This window comes from Bradyrhizobium sp. UFLA03-84, from assembly GCF_002289535.1.
GTDB classification, from domain to species: Bacteria; Pseudomonadota; Alphaproteobacteria; order Rhizobiales; family Xanthobacteraceae; genus Bradyrhizobium; species Bradyrhizobium viridifuturi.
In genome coordinates this window covers 49,678-68,636 of sequence record NZ_NSJY01000018.1, presented here as the reverse complement: position 1 = coordinate 68,636, position 18,959 = coordinate 49,678, and the positions used below count along the sequence as shown (strand labels likewise).

The window sequence follows — 18,959 nt, the reverse complement described above, 5'->3', positions numbered from 1 at the left end:
CCGGCGGCGGCCTGCCTACGTAGGCGTGCCCATCGCATAGGGCTTCAGCACCGCATAAAGGAAATCGTGCGTCGGGGTCGGCACGCCGAGCTTGCGGCCGAGCTCGACCACCTTGCCGTTCAGCCAGGGCAGTTCGAGCCGGTTGCCGCGCTCGAGATCGAGCGCCATCGATGCCTTCATTGCCGGCGGCGCGTGCCCGATAAAATCGAGCACTTTCGCAAGCGCATCCGGCGGCAGCTTGATGCCATTGGCGTGGGCGACGGCGATGGTCTCCTCGCAAGCCGACACGAACAGCGGACGCAGGTCGGGATCGTCGCGCAGCCTGCCGATCGGTAGCCGGGTGACCGCGGTCATGCCGGCATTGGTGGCGAGGCCGACGAACTTCATCCACAACTCGGTATTGATCTGCTCGCTCAGCGTCGCATCGAACCCGGCCTTGAGGCAGAGCTCGAGCAGCGCCCTGCCGCGTGGCGTGATGCGGCCGTCGAGCTCGCCGAAGATCATGCGCATGAAGGTGCCGACCTGGTTGATCACGCCGGGCTTGATGATCGAGGCCGAGATCTGCGCCACGCCGCCCATCACGGCGTTGCGGCCGAGGATCGGGATCAGCCGGTCGGGCGCGTCGATGCCGTTCTGCAGCGGGATCACCGCGGTGTCGAGGCCAACCATGGGCTTGATGTGCTGCCCTGCGCTTTCGACGTCCCACAGCTTGACGCAGAACAGCACGATATCGACCGGGCCGACGCTTGCGGGGTCGTCGGTCGCCTGGGTCGGGACCAGATGGGTCTCGCCGCGGCCGCCCTGAACCTTTAGCCCTTCGCTGCGCATGGCGGCGAGGTGGGTGCCGCGCGCGATGAAGGTGACGTCGGCGCCGGCATGCGCCAGCGCCGCGCCAAAGCCGCCGCCGACGCCTCCGGCGCCTACCACTGCGATCCGCATGATTGTCTCCTTGTCTACCGCGTTGGCCCGCAGCCTCGACGATGTTGTTGCAATGCGCAACCCGATTTGCCTGAAAACCGCGTGACCACGGCCTGCGCCATCTTCCTGCGTTGAACTTGCCGGCCCGAACCGGTAAGCCATCTCCGAAATTTTCGGGAGGAATCGTGGCGATGACGGAGCCGACGGCGGTCGCGCTTGACGGTGCGACGGTGGCGTTTCGGTTGGCGGATGGACGCGTCTATACCGCGGTCGAGCAGGCCAATCTTGCAGTTGATCACGGCGAATTCGTCGCCATTGTCGGGCCCACCGGATGCGGGAAGTCGACGCTGCTCAACGTCACTGCGGGGCTGTTGAAGCCCGCCGCAGGAACGGCGCGGATCTTCGACAAGCCGCTGAACGGCCTCAACCGCGACGCCGGCTACCTGTTCCAGGCCGATGCACTGTTCCCCTGGAAGACCGCGATCGACAATGTCGCGATCGGGCTCGAGATCCGGGGCACGCCGCGCGCTGATGCGCTCGCACGCGCGCAGAAGTGGCTGACCTCGGTCGGGCTCGGCGCCTTCGCGGGCCGCTATCCGCACATGCTGTCGGGCGGCCAGCGCAAGCGCGTCGCGCTGGCGCAAGTGCTGATCCGCGATCCGAAGATCCTCTTGATGGACGAGCCATTCGGCCCGCTTGACGCCCAGACACGGCAGATCATGGGCAATCTGCTGCTCGAATTGTGGACCGCCGATCGCAAGGCGGTTCTGTTCGTCACCCACGATCTCGAGGAGGCGATCGCGCTGGCCGACCGCGTCGTGATCATGTCGGCGGGCCCGTCCGCCCGCATCATCGGCGACTGGCGCATTACGCTGCCGCGGCCGCGCGACATCGCCGAGATCAGGATGGAGAAGGATTTCCATGCCCTGCACCGCGAGATCTGGGGTGTGCTGAAGGACGAGGTGATGAAAGGCTATGTGCAGTCGACGCAGGCAGGGGCCGCCTGATGTCGCGGATCACATTGCTGTCGCTGCAGGTCCTGGTCGCCGTCGTCACGCTGGCGTTGTGGCAGTTCTTCTCCACCGTGCCGGTGTTCGGCAAGGTGCTGCTGCCGCCGTTCTTCTTCTCCAATCCGGTCGACGTCTTCAGCCAGATTGTCAAATGGTTCTCGACCGGGGTGATCTGGAAGCATCTTGCGATCACGCTGTGGGAATCCATCCTCGCCTTCGTGATCGGCTCGGCCGGCGGCATCCTGGTCGGCTTCTGGTTCGCGCGGCAGCCGCGCGTCGCCGCGGTGTTCGATCCCTATGTGAAGATGGTCAACGCACTGCCGCGCGTGGTGCTGGCGCCGATCTTCGCGCTGTGGTTCGGGCTCGGCGTCTGGTCCAAGGTCGCGCTCGGCGTGACCCTGGTGTTCTTCATCGTGTTCTTCAACGTCTATCAGGGCGTCAAGGAAGTGCCGACCACGGTGCTCGACAACGGCCGCATGCTCGGCATGAACGAGCGGCAGCTGATGCGCCACGTCTACTGGCCGTCGGCATTGTCATGGATGTTCTCCTCGCTGCACACCTCGGTCGGCTTTGCCGTGGTCGGCGCGGTGGTCGGCGAATATCTCGGCTCCGCGGCCGGTCTCGGCTACCTGATCCAGCAGGCCGAAGGCGTGTTCGATGTCGCCGGCGTGTTCGCCGGCATGTTCGTGCTGTCCGCGTTCGTCATCCTGATCGACATGGCGGTGACGGTCGTGGAGAAGCGGCTCCTGGTGTGGCGCCCGACGCCGGCGACGCGGGATTAGATCGCTGCCGACGTCGCGTCCATCAACGCGCGGATCTTCTCCTTCACCTCGGGGTCGACAGGATTGTAAACGATCATGCTGAGGTCGAGCCGGCCATCGACGGCGAATGCCGAATACTCGAACCTGATCGGGCCCAGGATCGGGTGCCGGAGCTGCTTGACGGCCTCGCCATGGGCGCGCACGTCGTTGTCGCGCCACAGCGCCGCAAATTCCGGGCTGAGCCGGCAAAGCTCGTCGACGAACGGCTGCACCTCGGCGGCAGCTCCTGCGCGCGCCGCGTCGACCCTGAAGGCGCCGACGACGAAGCGCGCCACGCTGGCCCAGTCGGGTTGCGCGGCGCGGACGCGCGGGTCGAGGAACATGAAGCGCAACACATTGCGCTGGTTCGGCGGCAGCGATCCGTAGTCGGTCAGCATCACGGTCGCGGCCCGATTCCAGGCGACGACGTCCCACGTCGCGGTCCTGATGATGGCAGGCTGCGGCTCCAGCGCATCGAGCACGCGTTGCAGCCGCGGCGTGACGCCTTCGCTTCGCTGATAGCGCACCTCGGGTGTGCGGCCGAGGCCGAGCAGGAACAGATGCTCGCGCTCGACATCGGTCAGCAACAGCGCACGCGCGATGCGGTCGAGCACATCGGCCGACGGCGCGCCGCCGCGGCCCTGTTCGAGCCATGTGTACCAGGTCGCGCTGATATTGGCGCGCTGCGCCACTTCCTCGCGGCGCAGCCCCGGCGTCCGCCGCCGCTCGGGCGGAAAGCCGAACGTCGCCGGATCGAGCTTGCTGCGGCGGTCCTTCAGGTAGGTGCCAAGCAGGTTCTCTTGCGCGAGCGGTTCGCTCATCCTGTTAGCCATTATACCATGATAAGGTCACTACTTTAACATGATAGCGCGGTGCTCCAGATTTGTCTGCAACGAAACCTGGAGACTTGCTCATGCGCGTGTTCGTCACTGGAGCCACCGGTTGGGTCGGCTCGGCCGTCACCAATGATCTGATTGCCGCCGGCCACAAGGTGCTCGGCATGACCCGTTCCGACAGCGGTGCGGAAGCGCTCGCCGCCGCCGGCGCCGAGGTGCACTACGGAACGCTGGAGGATCTCGACAGCTTGCGGAGCGGTGCCGCGCAGGCGGACGCGGTGATCCACTGCGCCTTCAATCATGACTTCTCGAGGTTCGCCCAGAACTGCGCGGATGACCGCCGCGCCATCGAGACATTGGGCGCCGTGCTCGAGGGCACGAAGCGTCCGCTGATTACCACCTCGGGCGTCGCGCGGGTGGCGCAGGGGCGGGTTGCGACCGAGGACGATCCGCCGATTCCCGTTTCCGAGGCCTATCCGCGTGCGTCCGAGGCGACGACGATGGCCGTGGCAGCGCGCGGCGTGCGTGCCGCCGTGGTGCGGTTGCCGCCGTCGGTGCACGGTCATGGCGACCATGGCTTCGTGCCGCGGCTCATCGCCTTCGCGCGCGAGACGGGCGTCTCCGCCTATATCGGCGAGGGACAGAACCGCTGGCCCGGCGTGCACCGGCTGGATGCGGCGCGCCTCTACCGGCTCGCGCTCGAGCGCGGCGTCGAAGGCGGCCCATTCCATGCGGTGGCCGACGAGGGCGTCCCGTTCAAGGCGATCGCCGAGGTCATCGCGCGCCGGCTCGACGTGCCGCTGGTGTCGAAGTCTCCCGAGGAGGCGGCCGAGCATTTCGGCATGTTCGGCCGGTTCGTCGCCTTCGACGTGCCGACCTCGAGCGCGCGGACGCGGTCGCGGCTCGACTGGCAGCCGCAGCAGGCGGGGCTGCTCGCCGACATCGATCATCCCGCTTATTTCGCGTGAAGTGCGGCGGAGCACGGCCATGACAGACGCCATGATGTCGCTTGCGGGCAAGCGCGTGATCGCAATCGGAGGATCGTCGGGGATCGGCTTCGCCGTCGCCGCGCTCGCGCGGGAGCAGGGCGCGGAGGTGGTGATTGCCTCCAGCAACGTTGCCAATGTCGAGGCTGCGGTCGCGCGGTTGCCGGGATCGTCGGGCCGCGCCGTCGATCTGCGCGACGAAGCCGGCGTGTCGCGCTTCTTCGAACAGGTCGGCAGCTTCGATCACCTTGCGATCACGGCGGGCGATCAGGGCTTGCCTGCGTTTGGCTCGGTGCGCGATCTCGATCTCGGTGTTGCGCGCGAAGCGCTCACCCTCCGCTTCTGGGGCTCGCTTGCGGCGGTCAAGTACGCCAGCCGCGCGATTGCTCCGCACGGATCGATCACGCTGACCGGCGGGCTGCTGGCCCATCGCCCGCAGAAAGGCATGCCGTTCGTGACCGCGGCTGCGGGCGCCATGGAGAGCCTGGCCCGCGGCCTTGCCGTCGATCTCGCGCCGGTCCGCGTCAATGCGGTGTGCCCCGGGCTCATTCTCACCGAACGCGTCGGGCAGATGCCGGAAGAGCGGGTGCGCGGTTACGTGGCAGGCCTGCCGCTGCCGCGCGCGGCATCACCGGAGGAGGCGGCGACCGCCTATGTCTATCTGATGCTGAACGGCTACGTCACCGGGCAGACGCTTGCGGTGGATGGCGGTGGCCTGCTGGTGTGAGCAGTTCGCTCAGAGCGGGAAGCACCGCATATAGGCCGCGAACAGTTTTTCATCGCTATGGCTCACCAGCCCCGCGTCGATCGCCTCGGCAAGATCGAGGTCGCGGTTCTGCACGCGCAGCCATGCCTGGGTGTCGGCGGTGATGTCTAGGTTCGCCTCGCCGACGTGACGCCCCGGCACCACCTGCAGATCCCGGCCCTTGATTGCGACCGTCATGTCGAGCGCGCTCGCCCCGGTGAAGCGCAGATGCGTCACGAAATCGAGGCCGCGCGCCCGGCCGCGCTGGAATCCGAGCGACAGCGAGAAGATGTAGGCCTGGATGCTGCCGGTATGGCGGCCGGAGGTGACGTGCTGGACCTTCTTGTGCGGAAAGCGCCGCGTCACCGTATCCTCGGCGTCGGTATCCGGGATCACGTAGACGAATTCGTCCTTGTCGATCAGCGGCTGCACCACGTCGGAATAATGCGCGTCGCGGTCTTGCAGGAAAGGGCCGATCACGTCTTCGCCGGCCGGGCACGCCGAGATGCAGTAGGCCGCCTTGTAGCCCGGCTTGAACGACAGCGATTGCCAGATGTTCAGCGTCTCGGTGCGGGGCACGCGGGCGCGATAATCCCTGGCGTCCTTTGCATCCGCGACCTTCTCGACCCACTGCGTGAAGTTGCCGAGGAAGTCGTGGTAATTGTGGGTGTGGCAGGACAGGAAATCGAATCCGCCATCCGGCTTGATGGCGCCGACCGGGCAGGCGGCGACGCACAGCTTGCATTCCAGGCAGGGATTGTAGTCGATCGGATGATCGTGGGCGTCCACCTCGCAGCCAAGCAGGACGGTGCCGAGCAGGACGAAGCTGCCGAACTTCGGGTGGATCACGCTGCGATGGATGCCCATCCGGCCGAGCCCGGCTTCGACCGCGATCGGTTTGTGCTGCACCATCATGATCCTCGGCAGGTCCATCTCCATCGGGAAGGCGGCGACTGAATTGCAGGCCGGAATGCCGTGCTCGTCGAGCGCGCGAACGATGGCGCGGGCGGTCTCGTTGACGTGATCGTAGGTGCCGTGGAATTCCTCGTTGGCGACCGAACGCGACGGCGAGCGCACCGGCTCGCGGTTCATGTGGCAGGCGATCGCGAGCAGGGAACGCGTCCGGCCATAGACCTTGCGGATGAAGTCGCGCTGCGGCGCGATGGCGGCGCGGTCGAACTCGATGATGCCGACATCGTCGGCGCCGCATTCCCGCGCGATCCGCTTGAGCAGTTCCGAGGACACCGGGGCGTCGTGGACCGGTTGGCTGCTGCGCGCACGCACGGCCCTGACCGTGGGGTGATCATCCAGGCTCATGGGTCACGCTCCATTAAATGACTATTGTCATATTATGGAGCGACCGAAGCCGAGGCAAGTGAATTATCTGTCGATTGTCATATAATGGAACCCGGCGCGCGCTGATCGCGCCTCATCGTCATCGCGAGCGAAGCGGAGCAATCCATCTTTCGGCACATGCGGATCGATGGTTTGCTTCGTCGCTTCAGCGCAAAATTGCTTTGCAATTTTGTCGCGAGCTCCTCGCAATGACGAAGAAAGACCGCCGTTCTCAATCCAGCAGCTTGGTATCGTCAGGCGCCTGCGGCGGCGTCTTGATCGCGATCGCCTTGAACGGGCGGCCGTTCGGCTTGGTGCCGCCATGCGGCGTGCCTTTCGGGATCACGATCAGGTCGCCCGCCTTCACCGGCACTTCCTTGTCGCCGAGCCAGACCGTGCCGGTGCCCTCGAGGATGAACTGCATCTCGTTGGTGTTGGGATGCATGTGCTTCGGCACATTGCCGTCCTGGATCGAGACGGTGGCGCCGTCGGCAGAGACGAATGTCTTGGAGCGGAAGCCGACCTTGTTCGCGTCGCCGAGCTTGTCGCCCTCCATCTCGCCGGTGTGGATCACCTGCGCCGTGATGCTCTCGGCCGCGAGCGCCGGCCGCAGCAGATGGGTGGCGCCACAGCCGGCGGCGAAGGCGGTGGCGAGCGACAGCGCGGTTGCAAAGCGATTCATGAAGGCCTCCCTTGGTGTTTCCTTTGAAGTATTCTTGATGGTTCTATTCTTGGTGCCTGTTCGGCGTTTTCTGCATCCGCGATGCTATGCCGCCGCCGCAGGCTTGACCAGCTACCGGAAAGTCGCCTTCTCAAGGCGCGCCCGCTCCTCTATCTTGCCGGCCAGTCGAACGGAGGACGTCATGAACAAATGGCTTGGCAAGCTTGCCGGAACGCTGCTGGCGCTGACCCTGTCCACGGGCCTTGCGGCGGCGCAAAGCAAGATCACCATCGCGGTCGGGGGCGGCGCCTGCCTGTGCTATCTGCCCACCGTGCTGGCCAAGCAGCTCGGCGAATATGACAAGGCCGGGCTTGCGGTCGAGCTGGTCGACCTGAAGGGCGGCTCGGATGCGCTGAAGGCCGTGCTCGGCGGCAGCGCCGACGTCGTCTCCGGCTATTTTGACCACTGCGTCAACCTCGCGGCCAAGAAGCAGGAGCTGCAGGCCTTCGTGGTCTATGACCGCTATCCCGGCCTGGTGCTGGTGGTGTCGCCGAAGCACACCGGCGAGATCAACTCGATCAAGGATCTCGCCGGCAAGAAGGTCGGCGTCAGCGCCCCGGGTTCCTCGACCGACTTCTTCCTGAAATATCTGTTGAAGAAGAACGGCCTCGATCCGGCGGGCACCGCCGTGATCGGCGTCGGCCTCGGCGCCACCGCGGTGGCCGCGATGGAGCAGGGCCAGATCGATGCCGCCGTGATGCTCGATCCCTCCGTCACCGTGCTGCAGGGCAGCTACAAGGACCTCAAGATCCTCAGCGACACCCGCACCCAGCACGACACGCTTGCGGTGTTCGGCGGCGAATATCCGGGCGGCGCGCTCTATTCGACCACGGCCTGGGTCAACGGCCATGAGAAGGAGGTGCAGGCGCTGACCAATGCGATCATGGCGACCTTGACCTGGATCCATTCGCATTCCGCCGAGGAGGTCATGGCCAAGATGCCGGAGGAGCTCGTCGGCAAGAACAAGGACCTCTATCTCGCCGCATTGAAGAACACGATCCCGATGTTCTCGGAAACCGGCAAGATGGATCCCAAGGGCGCGGAGGCCGTGCTCGCGGTGTTCAGCGAAGGCTCGCCTGAGGTCGCGAAGGCCGGTATCGACGTCACCAAGACCTACACCAACAAATTCGTCGATCAGGTCAAGAAGACGACCGGGAACGCGAAGTAGGCGCGCACGGGCGACATGGAGGCTCCACTCATTTGCCGCGTCACCGCGCTCGACCTCGCGTTGCAGCAGCGTCCCTGGCCGTTCGCGGACGAGCGGCGCGCCGAGATCGACGCGTATTTCGTCGAGCAGCAGCGGCTGAACCCGAACCTGTGGAACGGCCGGGTCCTGCTCGGGCGCGATCCGGTGTTTGCCGGCGAGCGGCTCAGCGCGAGCTATTTCGAGACCGACTTCGCAAGCTTCCTGGCCTGGCGTGATTGGGGCTTTCCGGACAAGGAAGTCTTCAACGGCTTTGGCATGGGTGCGCTGCTCTCGAACGACGGCGCCTTCGTGTGCGGCGTGATGGGCGAGCGGACGGCGAATGCCGGACGGATCTATTTCCCCTCCGGTACGCCCGATCTCGACGACATCAGGGGCGACACGGTCGATATCGCCGGCAGCGTGATGCGCGAGCTCGAGGAGGAGACCGGGCTCAAGCCGTCGGATTGCCGCGGCGACGCCGACTGGCACTGCATCTACACAGGCGTTGCGCTCGCGATGATGCAGATCCTGCGCGTGGACATGGCGGGAGACGTGCTGCGCGCCAGGATCGAGTCCAATCTTTCGCGCCAGCAAGATCCGGAGCTCGCCGGCATCCATCTGGTGCGCAGCCGCGCCGATCTCACGGCGGCAATGCCGCGCTTCGTCACCGCGTTCATCGAGACGCAGCTGCCGGCGTAGGGGTGTACTCGCAAGACCGCGGAAGGCGTCATCGATGACGGAGTTAAGCACCTGATGCGAGGCGCTTTCGGGCAAACCACTCCCGGGCATCACCGCGGAAAAGTAGCATCACGGAGATCAGCGATACTGCGAATGCCGCGTAGTAAAAGATAGCAGCGAGCGGATTGAGCCGGAAGCGCTCCTCGGCATCCCACATCGCAGTCGGAATACCCAGTAATATCACGATAAGACTGATCCATCGCGCCCAGTTTTGTCGCTTACGGGCAACCAGCCAGATCCACAACATCTGCCCCAGAACGGCAGCGACGAACATAATCGGATAGCCGATCGGGGATCGATCGTAGAACTTTGCGAGCGTTGCGAGGTTCGCTGCCGCTGACGCCAAACCAACTGCGATTGCCGCCCAGGCGAGCCGCTCGTACCAGATGACGCTCTCCGGGCGGAGTACGCCCGGTTGCTTCAAAGATTCGCTTGTCATGCTCCCACGTCCCCCGCTGCCGTGTGGCAATCGTAGCCTGATACAACAAGCGCTGAGATATACAACCCCACGTAGAAGAAGTCACAGTGTGTGCTCCACTCAGGGGCAAGCCGGCCGAGCGACCGCGCGCGCTTCATCGGAGCCGACATCGATGAACGCACTGAGCCCTCGGTTTCGCGCGTCTCCGTCGCTCCGCCGAAACTTTGCGCAAGCCTGCGCCGTGGCGACGCAGCCATCGCGCTTGACATCACCGGCCGCTCCCCCTGTGATAGGGCGGCACGATAACAAAAAATGCAGTGCACAATCTCCGGGGAGGGATTCATGCCGGTCAGGAGGGGTGCCCGCTGGCTCGCGGGTCTGTCAGTCGCGCTCGCCGCGCTGGGCGTGGTTGGTGCCGCGCAGGCGCAGGACAAGAAGATCAAGATCGGCGTGATCTTCGATCTGACCGGCCCGCTGGCCGGCGGCGGCTCCGAGCTGCAATATACCGGCGTCAAGATCATGCTCGACCATTACGCCAAGACCGGCGTCGAGGGTTACAAGGTCGAGGCGGTCTATGCCGACGCGCAGAGCAAGCCCGATATCGCCATCAACGAGGCCGTCCGCCTGCTCGAGCAGGAGAAGGTCGACATGGTGATGGGCTTCTTCTCCTCGGCGCAATGCGTGCCGGTGGCGGCCCGGGTCGACCAGATGAAGAAGTTCATGTGGATCACGACCTGCATCTCCTCGGGCGTGTTCGACGGCAAGAACTACAAATACGTGTTCCGCCCGCAGGCCGCCGGCAACCAATACGGCATGATGACGACCGACTTCATCGCGCAATATTCGCTGTCCAAGTTCGGCAAGGAGCCGAAGGACCTGCGGGTCGCCATCATCCATGAGGACGGCGCCTACGGCGTCGACGTCGCCAAGGGCAACGAGGCCGGCGCGAAGAAGGCCGGCTTCAACATCGTGCTCAAGGAAGGCTATTCGGCGACCGCGCCCGATCTGTCGGCGCTGGTGACCAAGCTGAAGCGTGCCAAGCCCGACGTGATCTTTCACACCGGCTACAATCCGGACATCACCCTGCTGTTCCGCCAGGCCCGCGAGCAGGGCTTGAAGTTCGGCGCCATCGTCGGCCACGGCGCCGGCTATGGCGTCTACGAGAAGCTGAAGGAAGGCCTCGGCGCCGATGCCAACTATCTGTTCAACACCGATCCGATCTCGATCTGGCTCGCCAATCAGAAGACCATGGACCCGAAACTGCCGCCCATCATCAAGATGGTCGGCGAGGAATTCGACAAGCTCAAGCCCGGCGTGTCGATCCGCTCCGCCCATGTCGGCATCGGCGCGGCCAACGCCTATGTGTTCCTCGACGACGTGCTGCCGCGCGCGATCAAGAAATATGGCGGCGTCGATCCCGACGCGCTGCGCAAGGCCGCGCTCGACACCGACATTCCCGAGGGCGGCACCATGCTCGGTTATGGCGTGAAGTTCTACGGCGAGGGCGAGCAGTACGCCGGGCAGAATGCGCGCTCGTTCCCGGTGGTGCTGCAATATATCGACGACAAATCCTATGTGGTGTGGCCGAAGAGCCAGATGCAGCGCGAGACCGAGCTGCCGCTGCCGGCCGGCACCACCTACAGCTACAAATAGCTCAAGCAAGATGAGATCAGGTCGAACAGCAGCCGCGCAGGAACCGCGCTCCCTCTCCCGCTTGCGGGGGAGGGTTGGGGTGGGGGCTCTCTCCACGAATCGTATCGTGAAGAGAGCCCCCACCCGGATCGCATCTTCGATGCGCTCCGACCTCCCCCGCAAGCGGGAGAGATGCAGCGAGTCCGCGGCCAAGCTGATTTCAACTGACTTCGTCCTGCTCTAGCGCCGCGAAGGGGACCGCCGTGCTCGCCGTTGAAGGTCTGGTCAAGCGGTTTGGCGGCTTTCGCGCCGTCAACAACGTGTCGTTCCGCGTCGAGCAGGGCGAGATCCTCGGCCTGATCGGCCCGAACGGCTCGGGCAAGAGCACGATTTTCAATATGCTCTCCGGCACCTTGCCGCCGACCGAGGGCTCGATCCTGTTCGACGGCCGCGAGATCGCGGGGCTCGCGCCGCACCGGATCATCGTCGGCGGCATCGGCCGCACCTTCCAGATCCCGCGGCCGTTCCATCGCCTCAGCATTTTCGAGAATGTCGTGCTCGCCGGCTTCTATGGCCAGGGCCGTCACAGCCGCGCCAAGGCGGAGGAGGCGGCTGAACGCGCGCTGGCGATGGTTGGGCTACCGACCGATCGCTACAGCAGCGTCGAGGGTCTGGGGGCCGCCGGCCTCAAGAAGCTCGAGCTGGCCAAGGCGCTCGCCACCGGGCCGAAGCTGCTGCTCGCGGATGAAAGCCTCGGCGGGCTCGACGAGGCCGAGATGGACCAGGCGGCCGACATGTTGCGCCGGATCCGCGACGAGCTCGGCATCACCATCATCTGGGTCGAGCACATCATGGGCGTCTTGATGCGCGTGGTGGATCGCGTGATGGTGCTCGATCATGGCGAGAAGATCGCCGAGGGGCTGCCGGCCGATGTCGCCGGCGACGCCCGCGTGATCGAGGTCTATCTCGGCACCGATGCGGATGCGAGCCTCGCAGCCGCGGCCGCCGCGCAGGCGCGCCGCCGGATCGGGGCATAACGGCATGCTGGAGCTGAAATCGATCGATGCGGGTTATGGCAGCTTCCAGGCATTGTTCGACGTCAGCCTCGACGTCAGGGCGGGCGAGGCGGTAGGCGTGATCGGCCCGAATGGTGCCGGCAAGACCACCCTGATGCGCGTGATCTCCGGCCTGATCCGCCCGATCAAGGGCACCATCGCTATGGAGGGCACCGACGTCGTCGCGACGCCTGCGCACCGCATCGTCAGCCTCGGGATTGCGCATGTGCCGGAAAACCGCCGGCTGTTTCCGCGGCTCACCGTGGCGGACAATCTGAAGATGGGCGCCTACATGCCGGGCGCCCGCGCGCACTATGCCGAACGGCTGGAGTTCGTGTTCGAGCTGTTCCCGCGGCTCAAGGAGCGCCTGCAGCAGATGGCCGGCACCATGTCGGGTGGCGAGCAGCAGATGTGCGCGATCGGCCGCGCGCTGATGTCGAATCCGAAACTGCTGCTGCTCGACGAGCCCTCGGCCGGACTCGCGCCGGTCGTGGTGCAGCAGGTGTTCGAGCTGGTCAAGCGTATCCGCGCCTCAGGGCTCACGGTGCTGATCGTCGAGCAGAACGTGCAGCAGGTGCTGCGCGTGGTCGACCGTGCCTATCTGCTGGAAGCCGGCAGCATCCGCGCCGCCGGCACGGCAGCGGAGCTCGCGGCCAGCGACACCATCAAGCAGGCGTATTTGGGGGTGTGAACATGATATTCGAGGAACGGACGGCCCGGCACACCTGCCTATTCTGCCGTCATCCTGAGGTGCGCGCTCTTGCGCGCCTCGAAGGATGGACGCAGCCCGCGGCTCATCCCTCGAGGCTCGCTACGCTCGCACCTCAGGATGACGGCGACACCAGCCCGGCTAGAAGTTGTACAGGTCTAGGGTAGAGTAGCCATGCAATCCTTCCTCGACATCTTCGACATCTACCTGCTGGAGGCCGTCATCAACGGCATCCTGCTCGGCGGCGTGCTGGCGCTGCTGGCGCTCGGGCTCAATTTGATCTTCGGCGTGATCGACGTCACCTGGATCTGCTACGCCGAGCTCGTGATGATCGGCATGTACGGCATGTACTATCTGGTGCAGGTCTTCCATCTGCCATACTGGGCCGCGGCGCCGCTGGTCATCCTGCTGGTGGCGCTGCTCGGGGCCGCGCTGCACTTCTTCGTCATCGCGCCGCTGCTGACCGCGCCGCCGATCAACCAGCTGCTCGCCACCGGCGGCGTGCTGTTCATCCTGCAGAGCTTTGCCACCGTTGCCTTCGGCATCGACTTCCGCAATCTCGGCATCCGCCTGCCGGTGCTGGCGCTCGGCGAGATGAATTTCAGCTACGCGCGATTGCTGTCGTTTGCGGCGGCGCTGGTCGGCATGATCGCCGTCTATTTGTTCCTGACCCGAACCTTCACCGGCACTGCGATCCGTGCCATCGCGCAGGACCGCCAGATCATGCCGCTGATGGGCGTCGATCCCAAGCGCATCTATCTCGTCACCTCGGCGATCGGCGGCGGGCTCGCCGGCCTCGCGGCCTGCCTGCTGGTGTTGCAGTATGACGTGCATCCGTTCGTCGGCCTGTCGTTCGGGCCGATCACCTTCCTGATCTGCGTGCTCGGGGGGCTCGGCAATTTCATCGGCGGCTTCATCGCGGCCTTCGTGTTCGCCGAGATCATCTCGCTCGGCGGCCTGTTCTCCGATCTCGAATGGGGCTACGTGCTGGCCTTCGCCTTCTTCATCGTGATGATGTTCATCCGGCCCGCGGGCCTCCTGGCGAGGCGCTCGTGAACAGGCAGGCTGCCGGCTGGATCATTGCGCTGCTCGCGCTCGTCGCGCTGCCCTTCGTGCATCGCGATCCCTATCATCTGCACGTGCTGGTGCTGATCCTGATCTGGTCGTTCGCCTATACATCGTGGTCGATCATGGGCCGCTTCGGCCTGGTCTCGCTCGGCCATGGCGGCTTCATGGGCATCGGCGCCTATGTCACCGCGCTGCTGTGGAATCACCTCGGCGTCTCACCCTGGATCGGCATCCCCCTGAGCATGGCGACCGCGGGCGTGCTCGCGCTTGTTGTCGCCTATCCCTGCTTCCGCTTCCGCATCACCGGGCACTATTTCGTGCTGGTGACCTTGGCGCTGTCCGGCATCGTGCTGCAGGTCATCACCGCGACCCGCGACTATACCGGCGGCTCGCTCGGCTATACGCCGCAGCGCGCCCCGAGCGGCAAGGGGCTGTTCGCGCTGCAATTCGACGACAAGACCACCTGGTACCTGATCGCGCTTGCCGTGTGGGTCGCGGGCCTCGTGATCTGGCGCGCGATCGACCGCAGCATGATCCGCCACGCCATGGAGGCGATCTCGGAGGACGAGGACGCCGCGGCCGCAGCCGGCGTCAACGTCACCGCCGAGAAGCTCAAGATCACCCTGATCAGCGCGCTGATGACCGCGCTGTCGGGCGCGCTGTATTGCCAGTACCAGATGTTCATCTCGCCGGACACCGTGAGCGGCATCGCGGTCTCCCTGCAGATGGTGTTCGCCGCGATCGTCGGCGGCGTCTATGTCGCGCTGGGCCCGACGGTCGGCGCCGTCATCACCATTGTGCTGGCGGAGGTGCTGCGCATCTCGTTCGGCACCAAGGCGGTCGGCTGGGACAACCTGGTCTATGGCGTGCTGCTGGTGCTGTTCATCATCTTCCTGCCCAAGGGCATTCTTGGTAGCGTGATCGACCGGATCAAATCGCCACGCAAGCCGTCGAGAGGCCATGAACAACAAACCGTCCCAATCGCTCGCCGATGAACTGAAGCCCTTCATCGCGCCGTTCCGTTTCGACGGATCGGGCGAATTTCACCTGAAGTCCTACCCGACCGCCGAGAAGGGCGGCATCGACAAGGAGGCCGGCGGCAAGATCATCGAGGCCAACCGCAAGCGGCTCAACGATTACCAGGAGAAGCTGTACGCCCAGGACCGCTGGTCGTTGCTGCTGATCTTCCAGGGCATGGATGCCGCCGGCAAGGACTCCGCGATCAAGAGCGTGTTCGAAGGTGTCAACCCGCAGGGCTGCGAGGTGTCCTCCTTCAAGCAACCGTCGAGCCGGGAACTCGATCACGACTACATGTGGCGCGCGATGATCGCGCTGCCGGAGCGCGGCCGCATCGGCATCTTCAACCGCTCCTATTACGAGGAGTGCCTGGTGGTGCGGGTGCACGCCGAGGTGCTCGCCAAGCAGAAGATTCCGAAGAGGTTGGTGACCAAGAAGATCTGGCGCGAACGCTTCGAGGACATCTCCGCGATCGAGCGCTATCTGTCGCGCAATGGAACCGTGATCCTGAAATTCTTCCTGCACGTCTCCAAGGAGGAGCAGCGCCGGCGGTTTCTCGATCGGCTGGAGGAGCCGGCCAAGAATTGGAAGTTCTCGATGGCCGATATTTCCGAGCGCGCGCTGTGGGCCAAGTACCAGGCCGCCTATCAGGACATGATCCACCACACCGCGACCAAGGACGCGCCCTGGCACATCGTGCCGGCGGACCACAAATGGTTTGCCCGTGCCGTGATCGGCTCGACCATCGTCGGTGCGCTCGACCGGCTCGATCTGAAATTCCCCGTGGTCGACAAAGCCGAGCTCAGCGAATTCAGGCGCGTCCGCACCGCGCTAGAGGCGGAAGCCAAGGGCGGAGCGGCCGAGAAGAATGCGGCGAAAAAGGAGACCGCGAAGAAGTAGGGCGCGAAGAAGTAGAGCGGCGTTCTTTCCGCTGTCGCATCGTGCTCGCGGGTGAGCGAGTGGCCGCATGAGGTGGGCACGCCCGTCAGGCTCCCTCCCCGCAAGGGGGAGGGAACCCTGCCGGTGCTTCCTCCCTTACTCGCCCCACGGCCTGCTTTTGCGTAACGGCATCCACGCGGACAGCACAAGCCGACCGCAGCGATCGAACTCGCTATTTCGGGATATTAGAAATATATTGCTGAGTTGCCCGACGTGTCAAGCAGCCCGGTCGAACGCCGGCAGCCCCCGGCGCCTTTGCATGGGGTTGTTTTCGATATTTTGGTCGGCGCGTCCCTTACGCGCTAGCCCTTGCGCGAGGGCATCCAGGCAGACAGGAGGTAGAAGCCGATCGCAACGATCAGGAGATAGCGGAAGCCGAGCAGGGTCGAGCAGGACTCGGCAAGGCCGCCGATCACGGAGCCCGCGATGTTGGATCCGAACGCCTGGTCGGGATTGGCTTCGTCGCGGAACGAGCGGGCGAAGATCACGCCGGCGAAGAACATCGGGCCGAGCGCCAGCGCGCACGGGATCACGTAGCGCCACACGATGCCGCCGCTGAGGAACGTGTCGAGCGGCACCAGCACCGAGACCGCCAGCAGCGCAAGCAGCCCGGCATAGTGCCGCGCCGGCCGGGTGGACGGCACCTTGATCACATACAGATTGGCGGCGAGGATCAACAGCAGCGCGGTGAAGAACACCGCGGAGTTGACCAGCCAGGTGCTGCCGAACAGCAGCGCCATCTGCACCACGGCCTTGGTCTCGAGCAGCATGAAGGCCGCGCCGAGGAAGAACATCCGGTTGTTGGGTCGCCAGGCGCCCTTCGGCTTGAACAGATAGACGAGGCCAAGCCCGAGCACACCGAGCAGGATCATCGAGCGAACCGTGAGGTCGGGGATCAGCCGGCCGCTGACATAGAGGAACGGCCAATCGTCGCTGGTCGATTGCTTGGCGCCTTCGTTGTCGACCACCAGCTTGGCCGGCGCCAGCGGCACCCAGTCGCCGCGGTGGGGCGCAGCCTTGTCCTGCGCCCTTTCTTGCGGCTTGTCGAAGCCGTTGACCGACAGGTTCTCCGGCGGAATGCTGTTCAGCCAGAACTTGCCGCGGTCGCGGAATGCGGTGGAGATGCGCGGATTGCAGCCCGCGATGATGGTGGTGAAGCCGACCGCCTCGGAAGATGTCAGCGTTTCCTTGTAGGGCAGCGGCAGCACCAGCGGATCGCAGCCGAACACCTGCTTGGCCATCTCGGCGACGCGCTGCACGATCCAGCCCTGGCGGTAGTAATTGTACATCACGAAGATGCCGTCCTGCTTCAGCACGCGGCGGACGTCCTGGAATGCCTGTTCGGTGAACAGATAGCTTTCGAGACGGATGTTGGCGTAGCCGCTGTGCAGGATCAGCGAGTCGACCAGCGCATACACCACGAGATCATATTTGCGTTCGGTGGTGCGCAGGAAATGCCGGCCGTCGTCGAGATGTGGCACCACCCGCGGGTCCTGATAGGGCTTGTCGGGATGGTTGTGGATGCCGATGTCCTGGATCGCGGGATCGATCTCGACCGCATCGACGCGCTCGACGCCGAAGCGCAATGCGTGCGCGAGGTCGTTGCCGGAGCCGGCGCCGATGATCATGACGTCCTTGAACGGCGCGCCGCCGCTGTGCTTCTGCAGCAAATGGATCAGCGAATAGGACGAGCCGCGTTCGCTGAACGGCATCATTTCCTGATGGCCGATGCTGTTGACGGTGATCTCGCCGCTCTTCTTGTTGAGGTCGACGGCGTAGTAGGGCGACCAGCGGATGTCATGGTTGCCGGAGCGATCGGTGTAGAATGCGGTAAATCCGACCACGACGATGATCGTCACGAGGCGCAGCAGTGACAGCGCCTTGTCCTGGTAGAGCAGGTAGGCGATGCCGGCGCAGCTGATGCCGAACCAGACCACCGGCGGCGCCTGTGCGAACGACAGCAGCGAGAACCCCACGATGCCCGCGAGGCTGCCGCCGATATTGAGCGAATAGCCGGCGACACGGTTCGGGTAGGCGTCGAAGGCGCGGCCCAGCGTCTGGCCGAGGCCGACGAACATCAGCGCGATCAGCACGAAGAACAGTCCGGCGATCGCCTCGATCGGCACCACGAACTTGGCGAGATCCGGGTTGCGATACTCGGTGCCGAAGAACACCTCCTGCGGCGAGGCCTGATGGCCGACGTCGACCGCGAACTCGCCCCATTGGAAATACAGCACCATGATCGTGGCCACGGCCGCGAACGTCACGAGGGCTAGCCCCGGAAACAGCGCGAGCCAGTTGGTGGTCCGCCGGGCGGCAAGGCAGCCGCAGGACATGCCGAGGAAGGCCGCCAGCAGCACGATGTTGGTGAAGAATTGCAGGAACACGACCTTGGCCGAGAACCAGCGGATGCAGGCCAGTTCGAGGAACAGGATCAGGAATCCGACGAGGAAGAGATTGAATCCGGCTTGTCGCTGATTGGGTCCTTCGACCGTGTTCGTCGCGGGCATGATCGCCATATCTCCTTAACCAAACAAGGTCGCGCCCATAACACCCGGCCGCCGCCGGCACCCTAGATGCAACCCGTTGAGCAAAGATTGACTTGCCTGCCCGCGTACGCGCGATGGTTGTCTCCGTCCGCGCCACCCATGATGTCATGGTGTAGGAGAGGTTTAGCGGTGAGCGTGCCTGCTTGCGTCATGCCGGACGCGAATGCCCCGGGGGCAAGCATCGGCCGCGTGAGGAGAACACCCTCGTTGGCTCCCCCCTTGCGGGGGGAGGGTGGGAGGAGGGGTAAGCTCCGGGCGGGATCATGAGAGTATGGCTATCGCAATCTCAGTTGTTGA

Annotated in this window: 18 protein-coding genes; 12 read left to right on the top strand and 6 right to left on the bottom strand. The window is 64.8% G+C overall.

What is annotated here, in order from left to right; genetic code table 11:
* Positions 1–15: 15 nt before the first annotated feature.
* Positions 16–939: a ketopantoate reductase family protein gene (locus CK489_RS37025; RefSeq protein WP_245350686.1), complete on the bottom strand. Its 924-nt coding sequence runs from the start codon at positions 937–939 to the stop codon at positions 16–18.
* Positions 940–1,109: 170 nt separating this feature from the next.
* Here CK489_RS37025 and CK489_RS37020 point away from each other — a divergent pair, with 170 nt between their 5' ends.
* Both CK489_RS37020 and CK489_RS37015 read left to right on the top strand, forming a co-directional pair.
* On the top strand, positions 1,110–1,925 hold the full coding sequence (locus CK489_RS37020) for an ABC transporter ATP-binding protein (protein WP_050628441.1): 816 nt from the start codon (positions 1,110–1,112) through the stop codon (positions 1,923–1,925).
* Entirely contained in the window at positions 1,925–2,710 is a 786-nt protein-coding gene (locus CK489_RS37015) for an ABC transporter permease (RefSeq protein ID WP_095735812.1), read from the top strand. The genes CK489_RS37020 and CK489_RS37015 overlap by 1 nt, the downstream gene beginning before the upstream one ends.
* Here CK489_RS37015 and CK489_RS37010 read toward each other — a convergent pair.
* Positions 2,707–3,549 (bottom strand): helix-turn-helix transcriptional regulator, encoded by an 843-nt coding sequence (locus tag CK489_RS37010; protein ID WP_095735811.1) that lies wholly within the window; start codon positions 3,547–3,549, stop codon positions 2,707–2,709. The genes CK489_RS37015 and CK489_RS37010 overlap by 4 nt on opposite strands.
* A gap of 92 nt (positions 3,550–3,641) precedes the next feature.
* Here CK489_RS37010 and CK489_RS37005 point away from each other — a divergent pair, with 92 nt between their 5' ends.
* Positions 3,642–4,532, top strand: coding sequence for an SDR family oxidoreductase (locus tag CK489_RS37005; protein ID WP_095735810.1), 891 nt, complete (start codon positions 3,642–3,644; stop codon positions 4,530–4,532).
* A gap of 19 nt (positions 4,533–4,551) precedes the next feature.
* Entirely contained in the window at positions 4,552–5,277 is a 726-nt protein-coding gene (locus tag CK489_RS37000; protein ID WP_095735884.1) for an SDR family oxidoreductase, read from the top strand.
* Between the two features lie 9 nt (positions 5,278–5,286).
* Here the strand turns inward: CK489_RS37000 and CK489_RS36995 are convergent, their stop codons facing one another.
* Both CK489_RS36995 and CK489_RS36990 read right to left on the bottom strand, forming a co-directional pair.
* Positions 5,287–6,612, bottom strand: a complete 1,326-nt coding sequence (locus CK489_RS36995; RefSeq protein ID WP_095735809.1) for a 4Fe-4S binding protein — start codon at positions 6,610–6,612, stop codon at positions 5,287–5,289.
* Positions 6,613–6,862: 250 nt separating this feature from the next.
* Entirely contained in the window at positions 6,863–7,312 is a 450-nt protein-coding gene (locus CK489_RS36990; RefSeq protein ID WP_050628446.1) for a cupin domain-containing protein, read from the bottom strand.
* Between the two features lie 181 nt (positions 7,313–7,493).
* On the opposite strand from CK489_RS36990, the gene CK489_RS36985 reads away from it, so the two are divergent.
* A complete protein-coding gene (locus CK489_RS36985) occupies positions 7,494–8,519 on the top strand; it encodes an ABC transporter substrate-binding protein (protein ID WP_095735808.1) in 1,026 nt (341 codons plus the stop codon).
* A gap of 15 nt (positions 8,520–8,534) precedes the next feature.
* Positions 8,535–9,236 carry an NUDIX hydrolase gene (locus CK489_RS36980; protein WP_050628448.1) on the top strand — a complete coding sequence of 234 codons (702 nt, stop codon included), beginning with the start codon at positions 8,535–8,537 and terminating at the stop codon, positions 9,234–9,236.
* A 43-nt stretch (positions 9,237–9,279) separates the two neighbouring features.
* On the opposite strand, the gene CK489_RS36975 is transcribed toward CK489_RS36980, so the two are convergent.
* Positions 9,280–9,714: a hypothetical protein gene (locus tag CK489_RS36975; protein ID WP_095735807.1), complete on the bottom strand. Its 435-nt coding sequence runs from the start codon at positions 9,712–9,714 to the stop codon at positions 9,280–9,282.
* A gap of 321 nt (positions 9,715–10,035) precedes the next feature.
* Between CK489_RS36975 and CK489_RS36970 the strand changes: the two genes are divergently transcribed.
* The 6 genes from CK489_RS36970 to CK489_RS36945 all read left to right on the top strand — a co-directional run bounded on the left by CK489_RS36970 (position 10,036) and on the right by CK489_RS36945 (position 16,074).
* A complete protein-coding gene (locus CK489_RS36970; protein WP_050628450.1) occupies positions 10,036–11,346 on the top strand; it encodes an ABC transporter substrate-binding protein in 1,311 nt (436 codons plus the stop codon).
* A 242-nt stretch (positions 11,347–11,588) separates the two neighbouring features.
* Positions 11,589–12,362 (top strand): ABC transporter ATP-binding protein, encoded by a 774-nt coding sequence (locus CK489_RS36965; protein ID WP_050631584.1) that lies wholly within the window; start codon positions 11,589–11,591, stop codon positions 12,360–12,362.
* Positions 12,363–12,366: 4 nt separating this feature from the next.
* Positions 12,367–13,071 carry an ABC transporter ATP-binding protein gene (locus CK489_RS36960; RefSeq protein WP_050631621.1) on the top strand — a complete coding sequence of 235 codons (705 nt, stop codon included), beginning with the start codon at positions 12,367–12,369 and terminating at the stop codon, positions 13,069–13,071.
* A 192-nt stretch (positions 13,072–13,263) separates the two neighbouring features.
* Positions 13,264–14,145, top strand: a complete 882-nt coding sequence (locus CK489_RS36955; protein ID WP_095735806.1) for a branched-chain amino acid ABC transporter permease — start codon at positions 13,264–13,266, stop codon at positions 14,143–14,145.
* Positions 14,142–15,152 carry a branched-chain amino acid ABC transporter permease gene (locus CK489_RS36950; RefSeq protein WP_050631586.1) on the top strand — a complete coding sequence of 337 codons (1,011 nt, stop codon included), beginning with the start codon at positions 14,142–14,144 and terminating at the stop codon, positions 15,150–15,152. The genes CK489_RS36955 and CK489_RS36950 overlap by 4 nt, the downstream gene beginning before the upstream one ends.
* Positions 15,118–16,074: a polyphosphate kinase 2 family protein gene (locus CK489_RS36945; protein WP_050631587.1), complete on the top strand. Its 957-nt coding sequence runs from the start codon at positions 15,118–15,120 to the stop codon at positions 16,072–16,074. The genes CK489_RS36950 and CK489_RS36945 overlap by 35 nt, the downstream gene beginning before the upstream one ends.
* Positions 16,075–16,415: 341 nt before the next feature.
* On the opposite strand, the gene CK489_RS36940 is transcribed toward CK489_RS36945, so the two are convergent.
* Positions 16,416–18,623 (bottom strand): spermine/spermidine synthase domain-containing protein, encoded by a 2,208-nt coding sequence (locus tag CK489_RS36940; protein WP_158226557.1) that lies wholly within the window; start codon positions 18,621–18,623, stop codon positions 16,416–16,418.
* Between the last annotated feature and the right edge of the window lie 336 nt (positions 18,624–18,959).

Coding starts and splice junctions, on each gene's coding strand:
- CK489_RS37025 (WP_245350686.1), bottom strand. CDS start 939: ATGCGGATCGCAGTGGTAGGCGCCGGAGGCGTCGGCGGCGGCTTTGGC.
- CK489_RS37020 (WP_050628441.1), top strand. CDS start 1,110: ATGACGGAGCCGACGGCGGTCGCGCTTGACGGTGCGACGGTGGCGTTT.
- CK489_RS37015 (WP_095735812.1), top strand. CDS start 1,925: ATGTCGCGGATCACATTGCTGTCGCTGCAGGTCCTGGTCGCCGTCGTC.
- CK489_RS37010 (WP_095735811.1), bottom strand. CDS start 3,549: ATGAGCGAACCGCTCGCGCAAGAGAACCTGCTTGGCACCTACCTGAAG.
- CK489_RS37005 (WP_095735810.1), top strand. CDS start 3,642: ATGCGCGTGTTCGTCACTGGAGCCACCGGTTGGGTCGGCTCGGCCGTC.
- CK489_RS37000 (WP_095735884.1), top strand. CDS start 4,552: ATGACAGACGCCATGATGTCGCTTGCGGGCAAGCGCGTGATCGCAATC.
- CK489_RS36995 (WP_095735809.1), bottom strand. CDS start 6,612: ATGAGCCTGGATGATCACCCCACGGTCAGGGCCGTGCGTGCGCGCAGC.
- CK489_RS36990 (WP_050628446.1), bottom strand. CDS start 7,312: ATGAATCGCTTTGCAACCGCGCTGTCGCTCGCCACCGCCTTCGCCGCC.
- CK489_RS36985 (WP_095735808.1), top strand. CDS start 7,494: ATGAACAAATGGCTTGGCAAGCTTGCCGGAACGCTGCTGGCGCTGACC.
- CK489_RS36980 (WP_050628448.1), top strand. CDS start 8,535: ATGGAGGCTCCACTCATTTGCCGCGTCACCGCGCTCGACCTCGCGTTG.
- CK489_RS36975 (WP_095735807.1), bottom strand. CDS start 9,714: ATGACAAGCGAATCTTTGAAGCAACCGGGCGTACTCCGCCCGGAGAGC.
- CK489_RS36970 (WP_050628450.1), top strand. CDS start 10,036: ATGCCGGTCAGGAGGGGTGCCCGCTGGCTCGCGGGTCTGTCAGTCGCG.
- CK489_RS36960 (WP_050631621.1), top strand. CDS start 12,367: ATGCTGGAGCTGAAATCGATCGATGCGGGTTATGGCAGCTTCCAGGCA.
- CK489_RS36955 (WP_095735806.1), top strand. CDS start 13,264: ATGCAATCCTTCCTCGACATCTTCGACATCTACCTGCTGGAGGCCGTC.
- CK489_RS36945 (WP_050631587.1), top strand. CDS start 15,118: ATGAACAACAAACCGTCCCAATCGCTCGCCGATGAACTGAAGCCCTTC.
- CK489_RS36940 (WP_158226557.1), bottom strand. CDS start 18,623: ATGCCCGCGACGAACACGGTCGAAGGACCCAATCAGCGACAAGCCGGA.